Below are 14571 nucleotides of genomic sequence, written 5' to 3'. Positions count from 1 at the left end.
TATGTTACTTTAACGGAACAGGTTTAATATGTTCTGAGTGTGATAATTTATACTTTGCCGTAATATAAAAAGCCGTTGCTGTATTGGCTACAACAACGGCTTAAAATTTAAACTTCCGATTCTTCCGGCTTCTCTGTTAATTGTGCTTCCTGGAGGAGGTTATCATCAATATGTTTGCTTGTTTTAGCTCCTAATTCTTTCAGAATTTCAACACGCCTGATGAGGTTTCCTTTGCCTTCGGTAAGTTTGTTCATAGCAGCATTGTAAGAACTTTGGCTGCTTTCGAGGTGCTTGCCAATCGTTTTAAGATCATCTACAAAACCAACAAATTTATCGTATAGCTTGCCGCTCTCTTCTGCAATTTTAAGCACGTTACGTTTCTGGTCTTCCTGACGCCATACACCGGCCACGGTTCGTAAGGTGGCCAAAAGGGTAGAGGTAGTTACTAAAACAATATTCCTGTCAAAAGCATCGGTAAATATATCCTGGTCGTGCTGCAGTGCAAGGTTAAAAGCTGGCTCAATCGGAATATACATTAATACAAAATCCGGGGAGTTGATGCCATTTAATCGGTGATAGCTTTTACGGCCCAGGTCTGTAAAGTGCGTTCGGATGGAATTGATGTGGCTTCGCAAGTATAACTCCAGTTGGGTTTCATCTTCGCAGCTACAGTAAGCCTCGTAAGCGACCAACGACATTTTAGAATCGATGATAAGGTGTTTACTGTCTGGCAATCTGATAATAACGTCAGGGCGGTATACTTTGCTGTCATCATTTTGCCGTACTTCCTCGCGCTCATAATGCACGCCTTTGCGCAACCCGGATTTTTCTAAAAGACTTTCCAGCAGGTATTCGCCCCAGTTACCTTGTGTTTTACTTTCTCCTTTCAGTGCTTTAGTCAGGTTAAGTGCATCCTGGCTCATTTGCTGGTTAAGAGAGGCGAGTTGGGTTATCTGCTCTTTTAATGAAACGCTCTCTTTCAGTGTTTTCTCATACGTTGCATCAACCTTTGCTTCAAACTCCTTTATGCGTTCTTTCAGCGGAGCCAGTATCTGTTCGAGGTTATCGGAAGAGGCTTTTTTAAAGTGCTCGGCATTGGTCATCAATACTTGGTTAGAGATGCTTTGGAACTGCTGCAGGAATTTTTCACGTAGTTGCTCCAGCTCTTGCGCTTGCTCTTTCATGCGTAGCTGCAGGTGGTCGTAGTCGGTTTCTACTTTAGTTAAAGCGTTCGTTAGCTCCAGTGTTTCTGTTTGTGCTTCCCGCAAATGCAGCTGTAACTTTTCAGCTTCTTCTGCTTTCATCCGGGCTTGCCCCTCCAGAACACCCTGTGTTACCTGCGCCTGATTAAGGGCCTGTTGCAAGGCTGCTTGCTTTCCCTTCAGAGCCAGAAAAGCAACTAACAGTCCTCCTAAAAATGCCGCTATGCCTACTACTATTTCCATAAAGGTAAAGGTAAAGGATTTTAGTATTCTTTACTTAATGCTAAGAGAATTAGTTTTTAGATTGGTAGTTAGGCAATACTTTTAGTAATCCTTTGTTTAAAGATGAGTTTAAACTTTAAAAGAAAAACGGCTATACCTGCTTACAAGTATAGCCGAACAAAAAAATTCGTTTTTAAAGAGCGTATTATACTAACCTATACAAAGTATAAACCTATACATCTAATTATCCGCTTAGTAAATCATGTTTGAAGTATAGCTTACTTAACCAGATGTATTTTATACTTCCGGCCTTTTATTTTTCCTTCACTAAGTTTAGAAAGTATAGTGGCGCTCAGGGCAGCGGGAACGGCCACAAAACTACTACGGTCCTGTACTTCAATTTTGCCTATCTGATCTGCTTTTATACTTGCTTCAGCAATTAGTGCACCTACAATGTCGCGCGGGCTGATCTTGTCTTTTCTCCCGCCGTTAATATGCAGCGTTGCGAAATCAGCCGTTTGCTCCGTTTTAGCTTTTATACCCGGTTTGTTTAAACCCGCTAGGGACAGCCATTCATCCATTTGTACTTCTTGCCATTCACGTATTTTGCTTTCGTCGCGCTGGCTAAGCAAAGTATACACAATGCCGCTTTTACCTGCTCTGCCCGTTCGGCCGCTTCGGTGCATGTAAGCAGCCACATCATCTGGCAACTCATAATGAATGATGGTTTTAAGCGCTGCAATATCTAGTCCGCGAGCAGCCAGGTCGGTGGCAACCAGCACTTGTGTAGTGCCATTCCGGAAAAGGGTCATGGTCTTGTCACGATCTGCTTGTTCCATACCGCCATGCAGCGTTTTTACCGCCATTCCAAGTGCCTGTAAATGTGAAGCAAGGCTATCAGAAGCAGCGCGGGTATTGCAGAAAATAACAGTGCCGTTATAATTTATACCTTGCAGTAGTTTATTAATAGCTTCCTGCCGTTCGTTATGCTCAACTTTTATACCTACCAGCTTTACTTTATCTGGTATAGAGTTAGCTGATGCTTTTACAAATTCAGGATTTTTCAGGGAGTTGGCAATTAATGCTTTCACATCATCGGGTATTGTGGCAGAGAATAGAATTGTCTGTCGCTCACGCGGAAGATTTTGCATGATCTTGTCAATCTCTTCTTCAAAACCCATTTCCAGAAGTTTATCGGCCTCATCCAGTACCAGTTGCCTGGCGCTACTAAGATCTAATGTCTTCCGGAATAAGTGATCGGTTAAGCGACCGGGCGTACCTACAAGTACTTGTGGAGGATGCGCCAGCGAAGCCCGTTCCTGAGAGAAGGAGTGGCCTCCGTAAAAAGCGCTTATCTTTAACTGAGGCAGCTGACGTGCAAATTGTTTCAGCTCATGGCGCACCTGCAGGGCAAGTTCGCGCGTTGGCACAATAATAAGTGCCTGTACCTGCTGCAGTTCCGGATTGATTTGCTGTAAAAGCGATAAACCAAATGCCGCTGTTTTTCCGCTACCGGTTTCGGCCTGGCCGGCTACATCTTTCCCCTGTAAAAGCAGCGGTATGGCAGCAACCTGTATTGGAGTGGGTGTTTTGAAACTGAGTTCCTGTAAGACTTGCAACAAGGCCGGACTCAGCTTAAGATCGTTAAATGAAGGCATGAACTATAATATAAGCTACAAAGGTACGTATTATTTACTCGCCATTTGCTCGTGGATAAACAGAGATCATTATCCTGTAGTAATTAAACCACTACTTCAATGTTTAATTATAAATGCTTGATTATAAAGTATGTTAAATTTTGTACTCCAAACACTTCGTTCATAAAAGTGAAATAAAAATAAATGACAGCCATGCTTATACCAGTCATTATTTTAGGAAATGGGTTTAATAAATCAGACATTCATACAAAGCTGACTATCTTGTAGTAAGCATAACCTGAACGCTGGTTCAATTCAATTTACTTTTAACGCTTATTGCCATACAGCAGCACAAGTTACCAAACAGTAATAGGCGCTGCAGGCGGTTTATTCCTTTACAATTACTATGCAGGTATCTGACAATTTAAAAGCTGTTGCCATTGGGTCTGTTGCAGGAGTTTTCTTTTGTTCTACCTACGTGGTCAATAGCTTTTTATCTGTTAATGGTGGCCACTGGGCCTGGACGGTAGGATTGCGCTCGTTTTTTCTGGCTTTGCTACTCATGCTATTGTTGCAGGTACAGGGCCAACTGAAGCAGCTTTTACAAGTATTAAAACAACAACCCTTGCCTTGGATGGCCTGGGGAAGCACCGCCTTTGGTATTGTATATGTTTTGCTCACGTATGCTGCTTCGCTGGGGCCGGGCTGGCTAATTGCAGGCGTCTTCCAGTTTACAATAGTAGCAGGTATACTTATCTCACCGCTTATATATAAAGATCATCGGGCTAAAATTCCGGTACGGGCACTGTTGTTATCCATACTTATTTTAGCGGGCATTGCCCTAATGCAGTGGAGCCAGAAGAACGGGGTATACACGTCGCAGCAACTATGGATTTGTGTAGTCCTAACACTTGCGGCTGCTTTCCTGTGGCCCTTAGCTAACCGAAAGCTCATGCTGCACCAGGAGGCAAAAGGTATAAAGCTTAACTCTTTTCAGCGTGTGGCGGGTATTGCTATTGGCAGTTTTCCGGCACAGCTTATACTTTTCTTTTTTGGGTACAACGAAGCAGGCTGGCCCGGTCAGCAGCAACTGTTAGCGGTGCTGGTAATTGCGCTTAGTTCGGGGGTTATAGGTTGCATCCTTTTCTTTAAGGCCATGCACATAGCCCGCAACGATGGTGCTGCGCTGGCAGCTGTAGAGGCCACACAGTCAGTAGAAATTGTAACTACAGTCATAGGCGAGGTGCTTTTATTGGGTATCGCCTGGCCTAACTGGATGGGGTATTCCGGTATTGCGATTATTATGAGCGGACTTATACTTTACGGAATGCCATCACAAAATAAGCAATTCAGTACGAATAAGATAAAGCACAAAGCTTAATGCTATACTTACGCTCCTGGTAGATCTTATTTGATTACTTTGTTCTTGTCTTACCTCATCCTGCTGGTCATGCCGCCATCGATAATAAAGGTGTTTCCGAATAAGTAGGATGGCTTTTCCGAACATATCCAAAGTACGGTTCTGGCAAACTCTTCCGGAGTACCTATACGTCCAGCAGGTATGCTTTGCATGTATTTCTCCCTTACCTGCTGAAGTTTAGCCGGGTCTCCGTCGGTTTGCATTTCCATAGCCTTTCGGAGCAGCGGCGTATCGAATGCACCAGGCGAGATTACATCAACTTCTATGTTTGTGTTTGCCAGTTCCAGTGCTGCTGATTTTGATAAAGAGATTACAGCAGCTTTGGTTGCGGCATATAACGAACCATATTCGATACCGCCTAACCCGTTTACCGAAGAAACATTTACAATATGACCCGCAGCCGGACTCTTGGTTTTCATCAGGGCGATAGCATGCTTCATCACCAGCCACATACTTTTCAGGTTTATGTTAATGGTGCTGTCAAATTCCTCCATTGCAAATTCCTCTAATGTCTTCCCGATACCAGAATCCCCTGCAGCACAGTTTATCACAATGTCCAGTCTGCCAAATTGTGTCCTTATCTGCGACATCAGGGAATCTACCTGATCCATTTTCGAAAGATCAGTCTGGATGTATTCTACTTCACCTTTTATACTTGCCATCGTTTCCTGGGCTTTTCCCGGATCTCGCGACGCAATGATAACTATTGCGCCAGACTCAGCAAAGCTCTGGGCAGTTGCTCTTCCTAACCCGGAACTACCACCTGTTACAAGCACTACCTTTTCCTTAAAATCATAAGTAACCATAACACCGCTTTAGATTGTTTCTTCTTAAACCATAGCTGTTATACTTAATACGCTAGCCCAACACTTAGCTTGAATGAGTACACAGATATTTAGTTTGATGTTGCCATACATAAAAATATAAAAAACTAGAAGACTGAAATTTGAGCATTGTACGAATTTAATCTTACAGATTTTTAATAGCAAACTTAAAACAGCTATCCCTGATACTCTTTAAAGCATAATAGCGTTTAGTGCCTACTTAAGGTGTTGGAGTCAAAAGTACCTTTTATACTTACTGCATTAACGGGATTATACAGCTGCTAAAACAATGTATGAACATTACTTACAATTTCAGGTTACTTTACTGCCGGTCAGGTATTAATTAATAAAAGTATAGTGATTTTAATTTGCAGGCACGCAACCTTTAGGCTGCATAAGGTGTCTTGATTATAGAAGTACTCCCAACCGCACACACATTTTATTTTGATCTTAGCTACAGTTACCGCATTTTTCAGGAAAAGGCTGATAGGGCCTATGGCGAATCTTCTGAAGCAGGGCATGACGCCTCAGAAGCTTTCGGCAACGGTAGCCGTAGGAACTATAGTTGGAATTATTCCTGCTTTTGGCGTGGTAACTATATTTGTTACAGCCATTGCTGCCCGTTTCAGGTTAAATATAGCGGCTACCATTCTGGTAAGTTACCTCGCACAACCGCTCCAGTTGTTATTTATCATTCCCTTTATAAAGGCTGGCATTTTCATGTTTGGTTTATCTGAAATAAAACTAACTGTAGACGAAATGCTTTCAATGTTTAAAACCGACTGGCTGGAGGCGCTGAATACACTCTGGGTAGCTAACCTGGCAGGTGTTTCTGCGTGGGCTATACTTTCTATACCATCAGGGGTTATACTATACTTCCTGCTATTACCGCTCTTCCATAAAGTACTCCCTAAGAAGGTAGAGGCTCTATAACCTAATTTGCCTTTACTAGTTCTGGTATAAGAACTGCAGCCTGTTATATATTACTAATAACGTGATACTTCCTTTACCTAATCTTCATTTCACCCCTCAAATAACTTCATTCACAAATATTACCGCCACAAGATAATTTTACTCTTAAATTATTTATATTATTACAACTTTAATTTAGATTTAATTACAACACATCTTCTGCTATTGTGGCTTCTGTTTGCTAAAGGCAAAACATATTGCTCTTAAGTTCTTAATCTTAAACATAATGGTATGCTGAAAAAGATACTTAAAGTAACTTTAAAAGTAGTAGGGCTGCTGGTACTTGCAGTGGCACTTGCGTATGCTTACATTTCAATTAATGTTAGTTCGCGCATGAACAAAGTATATGCTGTAAATGCAGCTACTTTAGACCTGCCTAAAGACAAGACCATTCTGGGAAATGGAAAACGGCTCTATACTATAAAAGGGTGTGCAGATTGCCACGGCGCTGACCTGGGAGGCAAAGTTGTTTTTGATGACCCTGCTGTTGGTAGGATCACTTCTGCAAACCTGACCTCAGGTAAGGGCGGGCTTCCAGCTAATTATGAAGTAAAGGACTGGGTGCGTGCGCTGCGGCATGGAATCGGGCAAGACAGCAAACCATTGCTTGTAATGCCATCGCACGATATCTATAAATTATCTGATAATGACATGGCTGCTATTATAGCTTACTGTCGCAGCCAGAAGCCTGTAGACCGCGATTTGCCGGATATTGAGATACGACCGGTTGGCAAAGTGCTGACCGCTCTGGACAAGATACCGATGCTTTCCGCCGAAATGATCGACCATAACTATAAAGCTCCTGCCGAGATGCTTCCGGAAATTTCTCCGGCTTATGGAGAATATCTGGCTGTTGCCTGCACGGGCTGTCATCACGAAAATTTAAAAGGAGGGGAGTCGCCAGTGCCGGGCGGTAAATCGGTTCCTGATATAACGGCAAGCGGTGCTGTTGGAAAATGGTCAGAGTCGCAGTTTGTAAATACACTACGAACAGGAGTAAGGCCAAATGGTGTTAAACTGAGCAGCGAAATGCCCTGGCAAATGACCAAAGGCTACAACGATACAGAAATAAAAGCCTTGTATGCGTACCTGAAGAGTAAAAAGTAACCGATTAAACTATACTTTAAAATAAAAAAGCCAGCCCGAAATACAGGCTGGCTTTTTTGGTTGGCTAAAAGTGTAGATTATGTAGTTTCCAGTATCTGGAATAGCTCGTCAAGTTTTGGTGTAAGTATAATTTCGGTGCGGCGGTTCTTCTGGCGCGCCTCTTTTGTCTTAGCTACATCGAGTGGTACATACTTGGAACGGCCTGAAGGTGTTACTCTTTCAGCTGCTACACCTGCATCTGTAATGATGCGTGTGATCTCTGTTGCACGTAGAACGCTCAAGTCCCAGTTATCTTGCATACCTACTGTACCTTTTGCAACCGGCACATCATCGGTATGGCCCTCAACTACCACATTTACATCCTGTTGGTCTTTTAAAACAGTCGCTAATTTTTTCAGGGCATCAACACCTTTAGGGTCTACTTTGGTAGAGCCGGAGTTAAATAACAGCTGTTCTGCCAACGACACGTATACTTTGCCGTTACGCACATTCACAGTCAGGTCTTTATCGTTGAAGCCAAGCAGGGCATTGCTTACTTTAGAACGAAGGTTCTTTACAGCTTTATCTTTTTCATCAAGTATGCGCTGCAATTCGGCAAGGCGTTGCTCGCGGGCTTTCAGGTCTGCGTTCAGCTTATCGATCTGCGATTTGCTCATGTTCAGGTTATCGCCCAGTGTTTTGCCTTCTTTCAGAGCCTGCTGCAAGCTTTTCTGGTATTCTGCTTTCTGCTCTTCCAGTTGTGCTCTTTCTTTTTCAAGATTGGCTTTCTCTTCTTCCAGCAGAGCTTTTTGCTGCTCCAGGGTGGTTTTCTGCGTTTCCAGGCCGGCTTTATCTACCTCCAGCGCATTTTTACGTGCAAGCAGATCATCATATTTTTTCTTAGAAACAACGCAGGACGATAGGGCCATAGTACCTGCCAATAAGTAAACAGATGCTCTGTAAAGATTTTTTTTCATATTACTAAGATAACATTGGTGGTTCAGGGTTACTATACAAATATAGCAATATGGAGGTAGTGAGGAACAGGAAACTGTACTTTTTTGAAAGATACTATGCTATAAAAAGAAAGGCGCCCCGGTAAGAAACGCCTTTTAATTTTATAGTATAACTGAAATTAGTCTGCTTTAAAGAAGCCCTGCGGGTCCGGCATTTTAGCCAGTAGTTCTGTCACAAAATCATAGTCTATCTGTGCCAGGTTTATGCCGCGGCTCTTGTGAACATACGCCCATGCATCGGCATACTTCTTTTCATGGTACTTTACCTGCGAGAGAGTATAATAAGCATAACTGTTTGTTGAGTCGTTTGCGATAGCCTGCTCTGAGTAAACAGATGCTTTTTTCAGGTTCTTTTTCTTTGGCTGTGTTTTGTAGATGTTTATATATGCTGAGGCAAGATCTGTAAGCAGCATCGAGTTTTTAGGCTGATATGCCAGGGCCTTTTCATAATATGTTATAGCCTCTGCGTTATTACCTTTACCTGAAGTAACCAATCCAAAAGCCCAGTAAGTGTTGCTGTTATCGGGGTTCAGGAGCCAGGCCAGGTTAAAGCGATAAACGGCAGTATCTACCTGTCCTTCACTGAAGTATTCCCAGCCACGTTCCATAAAGAAATTACTGGCTTCCTGGCGGGTTTTAAAACTGGCATCGCAGCTCGATAGGAATTTCTGATCTTTCAGTTGCTGAGCTTCTGTTTTTGCCTGGTTGCCGAACATAGGCAGCACTTTGGGGTCTTTCTGTTCCTGAGCAAAGCTTAGCGTGGCGGTAACTAAAAGTGCCACAGCTACAAATAATAATCTCTTCATTGGATAAGGTTAGTAGATCTGGTTTAAGTGCTGTTGCACTTGCAGCTAAAATAACACTTCTCTAACCATAATGCAACAGCTACTTCCTGCGCTGCTTCTTATATATTCCTTTCGGGTCCTGCTGTTTGTGTAACAGCGCCGTAATAAACCGAGCATCTGCTACACTTTTATCCTGTTTCACACTTTTATGAAGGTTATCCCAGGCTTTATTGTATTCGCGTAGGTAATAACTACTGATGGCGAGTTTGTAGTGAGCTTCCGCTTTTGTGGGGTCCAGTTTTACGGCTTTTTCCAGGAGTTTTTTACTTTTCTGTAAGTCTTCCGGGTTGCTGGTCTGGTAGTATCTGCCCAGGTGGGAGGTGGCAATATCTGTTAACAGGCGCGGGTTATTTTTATCGTTCTTGAGTGCTTTGTTCAACATGGCCAAAGCTTTATCATACTGTTTTTGCTCACCGTATACTTTGCCGTAACCCCAGTAAATATCGGCATTGGTGCTGTCCAGTATCCAGGCACGGCCAAACAGGTACTTTGCCGAATCTATTTTTTCCTGGTTATAGTTTCGTTTAGCCTTGGCTACATAATAAGCCCCGGCTTTCTGCCTCGATTTAAAGCGTTTGGTGCTGGTTTTTATAAATCTATCCTGTTGCTGTTTTTCTGTTTTTGTGCGGGGCTTCTTTACCGGCACTACAGCAGCAATTGTTTTTGTCTTGCTTTTATTTGCTGATGTATGGGTAGCTGAGGGTAATATATTACAGGCGCCCAAACTTATACTTATCAGGCAGAGCACCAGAATCCACTTTTGCATGCTTTTAATTTTAATTCTGCACCTACAACGGTCAATCTGCCGGGTTAGTGTAAAAATATTGCTGAACTAATCACGACAATTGTCGTTTATTTAAAGACAAGTTTCGTATCTTTGAAAAGATAACAACCAGAATTATGGGAAGAGCATTAGAAAAAGCGGAAACATTAAGCTACAGGTTACTGGATGATCGTGACGTATTTATGCTGATGAGCACTGCGCGCGAAGGTATAAAGTATGCCATGTTTAAGTCTATTGCTGATAAAAGCCCCTTCAGCACTGCCGAATGGTCGGCTTACCTGCACTTATCAGAGCGCACTTTCCAGCGTTATAAAAAAGAAAGACGCACGTTTGATCCCATCCATTCAGAGAAAATACTGGAGATTACGCTGGTTTATAATAAAGGCATTGAAGTGTTTGGCGATAAACCGAATTTTGATGCGTGGCTTGAAGCAAAAAATGTTGCCCTAGGGGGCATTAAGCCTAAAGAGTTGCTGGATAACACCTTTGGCATTGGCCTGCTGAAAGATGAACTAACGAGAATTGAGCACGGCGTTCTGGCATGATCGTATACCGCCTGAGCAAAGGCCGCTTTGCCAAAGACTTATCAGGTAGAGGTGCTGAACTGGCCGGAGGCCGCTGGAACAGCAAAGGTGTAGCCATGCTTTATACCAGTGAATCCATTGCTTTGTGTACGGTAGAAGTGGCTGTGCACATGCCGCTTGGTATAGTGCCGCTGGATTATCATCTGGTGCGCATCAATATTCCTGATGATATTACCATAAAAGAACTTACAGAAGAAGAACTACCACCAGACTGGAAATCGTTTCCGCACCCGAATGCCACCCAGGATATCGGCGATCAGTTTGCTTTCGATTCAGAACACCTTGTATTAAAAGTGCCTTCTTCGGCTGTGCAGGGCACGTTTAATTACCTGATTAATCCCCGCCACAAAGATTTTAACTTGATCTCCGTCACGTCAACAGAGCTTTTTGAATTTGACAAAAGACTGTTTGTAAAACCCTAGTATAAGCCTGCTATACAAACACTTACAAGTATAAAGTGGAAGTATAAATTCATGTAGATAACTATACTTCGTATACTTTCTCAGTTTCAGCAATAGTTACCGGCCAACTCAACGTGTCTGATATTTTAAGGCGCAATGCCTCAGAAGCCTGTGCCTCACCGTGATTGAGGAAAACCTGCTTTGGCGCTTTCTTAAAATGACCCAGCCACCAAAGCAGATCAGCCTGATCGCCGTGGGCTGAAAGGCTGGAAATAGTCCTGATCTCGGCATGCACAGCATAGTAGTTACCCTGCATTTTTAGCTCAGAAGCTCCGCTACGAAGCAGGTTTCCGCGTGTGCCCGGCGCCTGGTAACCAACAAGCAGCACCGTGTTTTTACTATCACCTATTAAACGGGCAAGGTAATAAAGTACCCGACCGCCTGTCACCATTCCGCTTCCAGCAATAACTATTTTAGGGCCATACTTATCCAGCACACGCAGGGTCTGTTCAAATTCGCGCACCAGGTGTACATTATGCATCATGGTACGGCACTCGGCAGGTGAGAGGCTGTGCCAGTTGGGGTATTTAAGATAAAGTGAAGTAACATCAATCCCCATGGGGGTATCAAGGTAAATAGGAATAGCTGGTATACTATTTTCTTCGCGCAAGGTGTTCAGGATAAGAAGTAACTCCTGTGCCCGTTCAACAGCAAAAGAAGGTATAACCAACACACCGCCTTTATTAAAAGTATGCGTTACTACCTCCTGTAATTCTTCGTAAGGCGAAATTTGCTCATGCAGCCTGTCGCCGTAAGTAGATTCAAGTATAAGATAGTCTGCTTCCTGCACAAAAACGGGAGGCTCCAGCAGCAAAGGAGTACGTCGGCCAATATCCCCGGAGAATAAAAACTTACGGCCACGGCAATGTAGCTCTACAAATGCAGAACCAAGTATATGCCCGCTCTTACGGAAGCAGAATTTAAAATCTTCGTTAAGGATTACCCACTCGTTATCGTTGTGCGCTATAAACAGGGGCATGGTATTGTCTACATCTTCTTCTGTATACAAAGGCATAGCAGGGTGGTGTTTGGAGTACCCTTTTAAGTTTGCCTCGGCTGCATCTTCTTCCTGAATTTTGGCACTGTCGCGAAGTATAATTTCGGTTACGTCGCGGGTTGGGGTAGTAACATGTATAGGCCCGGCATAACCATTTTTAACCAGCACAGGCAGGTAACCGCAATGGTCCAGGTGGCCGTGTGTAAGTATAACCGCATCAAGTTTCTGCAGCTCGAGTGGCAATTCTTCCCAGTTTAGCAAGCGTAATTGTTTTAACCCCTGGAAAAGTCCGCAATCAATTAAGACCTGGTGGTTATCTGTTTTAAGAAGAATTTTGGAACCGGTTACAGTGCCCGCGCCACCTAAAAACTGTAGCTGCACTGTAGAAAGCGTATTTTCCATAGTCTCTAATTGAAGGTTATACCTGCTTTCCGGAATTACATCAGGCCTCACTATCTCACTTTGTAATCCTGAAGTATAGCATACGAAAAAAGCAGCCTGTGCGGGCTGCTTTTGACTGGTAAAGTAACATTCTAAATATCAGGATGCTTAACTGCTCTGTTTCACTTCGTATAGATTGTTTTTCCTGTTGCTGTCAGGTGTGTGCGAATGCTTTAGTTCAAGCTTCTTCACGGCTTTGGCGGGCTTAAAGCTTAGCTCGGTAGTTTTGTTGCCTTTCTCCCATACCGATACATCTTTGTGGATGGTAGTGCTGGTATTATCAGCGTAGGTAACAACTAGGTCTACTGGCAAAGGCTTGCTGCCAACAGACTCTACAGTTATAGTATACGTTCCGTTCTGCTGCTGTACCTTGGCTATGCCAAGGTCTGGGTAGCCGCCATCGAAGAACCAGCGCTGCCAGAACCAGTTCATGTTACGGCCGGAACCGGCATTCATGGCATTAAAGAAATCGTAAGGCTGAGGGTGTTTACCATTCCATAGCCCGATGTAGTGGTGAAGCGCTTTCAGGAATAGTTCATCGCCCAGCATGTCTTTCACATACAGGTAACCCAGCGCAGGTTTAGGGTAGGAGTTCAGGAACATAGAAGTACCGCTTTGCTGCGTGGTAAGTGTAGTGATGGGCAAATCTATTTCGGTGCCGGCCATAGCGCCGTAAGGGGCCACGCCATAATCATCATTTATACTTGGGTCGATGATCGGGGTGATGAGCCATTCGCCTAAAGTTGCCCAGCCTTCGTCCATCCATCCATACTTGGTTTCATTGGTGCCCATATAAAACGGGAACATCGTATGGAAGATCTCATGGTCGGTGAGCATGATCACATCGGCACGGTCCTCCAGCGGGTTATCGTTCACCATCATCGGGTATTCCATCTGGTCCAGGCCATTAAAAACCGTGATGTGCGAGTAGGGGAAGGGCCACTTCGGGAAAGTATAACTCATAGCTTCTACCGTTTTGCGACCGAAAGAAGTAACCTCCAGGAAATCTTTGTGCTTCGGGTTGAAGGCTGTGTCTACGCGTGTGCGGCGTTTGGTCTTAGGGTCTACCACCAGGCTGGTAGCTTGCCACATATAATGGTCGCTGGTAGCAAAGGCAAAGTCAATTACATTTTTAGCTTCAAACTTCCAGGTGTTGGTCGGGTTCTGGGCTGTAATGTCATACTTCTTTATTTCGGTGCTATCGATGATCGTGATGATCTTATCTTTCTTCTCGGCCTGCTCCAGTCGTTTTGCATACTTTTTCTGCAGCACTTCCTTCGTGTTTTTCAGGTCGCCGGTAGCCCAAACCACAAAGTTTTTAGGCACAGTTACTTCGAAATTGAAGTTGCAGAAATCGTTGTAGAACTCCTGTGAGCCCAGGTATGGATTTCGGTTCCAGCCATCAATATCATCGTAAACAGCTACGCGCGGGAAGAAGTAAGCAACAAAATGAGAGCCTTCATCTATCTGGCCTGTACGGGTATGCGATCCTTCATTTAAAGTATAGCTGTAAGTAATGGCAATAGTAGCCTTAGACTTAGGAGCGATAGGCTTTACACGCACCTGCATATCGGTACCGTTAATGCGGAGCTTGCTCACATCTTCGGACTGCTGGTTTATACTTAGCTTCTGGATCTGCACGCCATCCGATACATCTTTTGCATCTATGTTATTGGCGCGGGCAGCACCCTTTTTGTAGAGGTTTGGGTAAAGCTTAAACAGGATCTGCTTCAGCGTATCAGGGCTGTTGTTGATGTACTGGATGTTCACCGTGCCCGAAAGCTTACGCGTATGCGGATCGAAGTTGATCTTGATGTCGTAGTCGGCGGCGTTTTGCCAGTAGTTTTTGCCGGGAGTACCATCCGTAGAGCGGGTACCTTTTTCATAAGCTTGCTGAATGTTGCGCGGCATCTGCAACTGCTCTTGCGCAAAGGCCGCACTACTTGCAAGCAGTAACGAAGCAATAAGTATAGTTTTAATGTTCAAGATATTTGGGTTTTGGTAGTGTTTGTGGTAATGGCCCTACTAAACAGAAGTGTAAATGATGTTTAGCTGTGATTAGCAGTTTATATATTTTTAT

At 43.7% G+C, this 14571-nt stretch carries 13 protein-coding genes; 5 read left to right on the top strand and 8 right to left on the bottom strand.

Translation table 11 applies throughout. From position 1 onward, the window contains the following. Positions 1-107: 107 nt before the first annotated feature. A complete protein-coding gene (locus LWP20_RS14840; RefSeq protein ID WP_242928955.1) occupies positions 108-1445 on the bottom strand; it encodes a DNA recombination protein RmuC in 1338 nt (445 codons plus the stop codon). Between the two features lie 257 nt (positions 1446-1702). Next, positions 1703-3082, bottom strand: a complete 1380-nt coding sequence (locus LWP20_RS14835; RefSeq protein ID WP_242928954.1) for a DEAD/DEAH box helicase — start codon at positions 3080-3082, stop codon at positions 1703-1705. Positions 3083-3467: 385 nt separating this feature from the next. Between LWP20_RS14835 and LWP20_RS14830 the strand changes: the two genes are divergently transcribed. After that, a complete protein-coding gene (locus LWP20_RS14830) occupies positions 3468-4442 on the top strand; it encodes a multidrug resistance efflux transporter family protein (protein WP_242928953.1) in 975 nt (324 codons plus the stop codon). A 50-nt stretch (positions 4443-4492) separates the two neighbouring features. Here the strand turns inward: LWP20_RS14830 and LWP20_RS14825 are convergent, their stop codons facing one another. After that, positions 4493-5287, bottom strand: coding sequence for an SDR family NAD(P)-dependent oxidoreductase (locus LWP20_RS14825; protein WP_242928952.1), 795 nt, complete (start codon positions 5285-5287; stop codon positions 4493-4495). Positions 5288-5800: 513 nt separating this feature from the next. On the opposite strand from LWP20_RS14825, the gene LWP20_RS14820 reads away from it, so the two are divergent. Both LWP20_RS14820 and LWP20_RS14815 read left to right on the top strand, forming a co-directional pair. Continuing rightward, complete coding sequence (locus LWP20_RS14820) at positions 5801-6238, top strand: DUF2062 domain-containing protein (RefSeq protein WP_242928951.1); 438 nt, start codon at positions 5801-5803, stop codon at positions 6236-6238. 270 nt (positions 6239-6508) lie between these two features. Continuing rightward, positions 6509-7384, top strand: a complete 876-nt coding sequence (locus LWP20_RS14815) for a c-type cytochrome (RefSeq protein WP_242928950.1) — start codon at positions 6509-6511, stop codon at positions 7382-7384. A 77-nt stretch (positions 7385-7461) separates the two neighbouring features. Here the strand turns inward: LWP20_RS14815 and LWP20_RS14810 are convergent, their stop codons facing one another. The 3 genes from LWP20_RS14810 to LWP20_RS14800 form a co-directional block, all read right to left on the bottom strand. Then, on the bottom strand, positions 7462-8340 hold the full coding sequence (locus LWP20_RS14810; RefSeq protein WP_242928949.1) for an OmpA/MotB family protein: 879 nt from the start codon (positions 8338-8340) through the stop codon (positions 7462-7464). A 158-nt stretch (positions 8341-8498) separates the two neighbouring features. Then, the gene (locus tag LWP20_RS14805; protein ID WP_242928948.1) at positions 8499-9185 is read right to left on the bottom strand and encodes a tetratricopeptide repeat protein; all 687 of its coding nucleotides are present in this window, start codon (positions 9183-9185) and stop codon (positions 8499-8501) included. 79 nt (positions 9186-9264) lie between these two features. Beyond that, the gene (locus LWP20_RS14800) at positions 9265-9990 is read right to left on the bottom strand and encodes a tetratricopeptide repeat protein (protein ID WP_242928947.1); all 726 of its coding nucleotides are present in this window, start codon (positions 9988-9990) and stop codon (positions 9265-9267) included. Positions 9991-10124: 134 nt separating this feature from the next. Between LWP20_RS14800 and LWP20_RS14795 the strand changes: the two genes are divergently transcribed. Both LWP20_RS14795 and LWP20_RS14790 read left to right on the top strand, forming a co-directional pair. Further along, entirely contained in the window at positions 10125-10553 is a 429-nt protein-coding gene (locus LWP20_RS14795) for an Xre family toxin-antitoxin system antitoxin (protein WP_242928946.1), read from the top strand. After that, positions 10550-11014, top strand: a complete 465-nt coding sequence (locus LWP20_RS14790; RefSeq protein WP_242928945.1) for an RES family NAD+ phosphorylase — start codon at positions 10550-10552, stop codon at positions 11012-11014. Before LWP20_RS14795 ends, LWP20_RS14790 begins: the two co-directional genes overlap by 4 nt. Before the next feature lie 61 nt (positions 11015-11075). Here LWP20_RS14790 and LWP20_RS14785 read toward each other — a convergent pair whose 3' ends face one another. Both LWP20_RS14785 and LWP20_RS14780 read right to left on the bottom strand, forming a co-directional pair. Beyond that, on the bottom strand, positions 11076-12452 hold the full coding sequence (locus LWP20_RS14785) for an MBL fold metallo-hydrolase RNA specificity domain-containing protein (protein WP_242928944.1): 1377 nt from the start codon (positions 12450-12452) through the stop codon (positions 11076-11078). Positions 12453-12599: 147 nt separating this feature from the next. After that, positions 12600-14477, bottom strand: a complete 1878-nt coding sequence (locus LWP20_RS14780; RefSeq protein WP_242928943.1) for a M1 family metallopeptidase — start codon at positions 14475-14477, stop codon at positions 12600-12602. Positions 14478-14571: the final 94 nt, after the last annotated feature.

It is taken from the genome of Pontibacter vulgaris (assembly GCF_022758145.1).
Classification (GTDB): Bacteria; Bacteroidota; Bacteroidia; order Cytophagales; family Hymenobacteraceae; genus Pontibacter; species Pontibacter vulgaris.
This window is presented reverse-complemented; position numbering and strand designations above follow the sequence as displayed.

Excerpts from the sequence above, each read along its gene's own strand:
- LWP20_RS14840 (WP_242928955.1), bottom strand. The coding sequence starts at position 1,445 with ATGGAAATAGTAGTAGGCATAGCGGCATTTTTAGGAGGACTGTTAGTT.
- LWP20_RS14835 (WP_242928954.1), bottom strand. The coding sequence starts at position 3,082 with ATGCCTTCATTTAACGATCTTAAGCTGAGTCCGGCCTTGTTGCAAGTC.
- LWP20_RS14830 (WP_242928953.1), top strand. The coding sequence starts at position 3,468 with ATGCAGGTATCTGACAATTTAAAAGCTGTTGCCATTGGGTCTGTTGCA.
- LWP20_RS14825 (WP_242928952.1), bottom strand. The coding sequence starts at position 5,287 with ATGGTTACTTATGATTTTAAGGAAAAGGTAGTGCTTGTAACAGGTGGT.
- LWP20_RS14820 (WP_242928951.1), top strand. The coding sequence starts at position 5,801 with ATGGCGAATCTTCTGAAGCAGGGCATGACGCCTCAGAAGCTTTCGGCA.
- LWP20_RS14815 (WP_242928950.1), top strand. The coding sequence starts at position 6,509 with ATGCTGAAAAAGATACTTAAAGTAACTTTAAAAGTAGTAGGGCTGCTG.
- LWP20_RS14810 (WP_242928949.1), bottom strand. The coding sequence starts at position 8,340 with ATGAAAAAAAATCTTTACAGAGCATCTGTTTACTTATTGGCAGGTACT.
- LWP20_RS14805 (WP_242928948.1), bottom strand. The coding sequence starts at position 9,185 with ATGAAGAGATTATTATTTGTAGCTGTGGCACTTTTAGTTACCGCCACG.
- LWP20_RS14800 (WP_242928947.1), bottom strand. The coding sequence starts at position 9,990 with ATGCAAAAGTGGATTCTGGTGCTCTGCCTGATAAGTATAAGTTTGGGC.
- LWP20_RS14795 (WP_242928946.1), top strand. The coding sequence starts at position 10,125 with ATGGGAAGAGCATTAGAAAAAGCGGAAACATTAAGCTACAGGTTACTG.
- LWP20_RS14790 (WP_242928945.1), top strand. The coding sequence starts at position 10,550 with ATGATCGTATACCGCCTGAGCAAAGGCCGCTTTGCCAAAGACTTATCA.
- LWP20_RS14785 (WP_242928944.1), bottom strand. The coding sequence starts at position 12,452 with ATGGAAAATACGCTTTCTACAGTGCAGCTACAGTTTTTAGGTGGCGCG.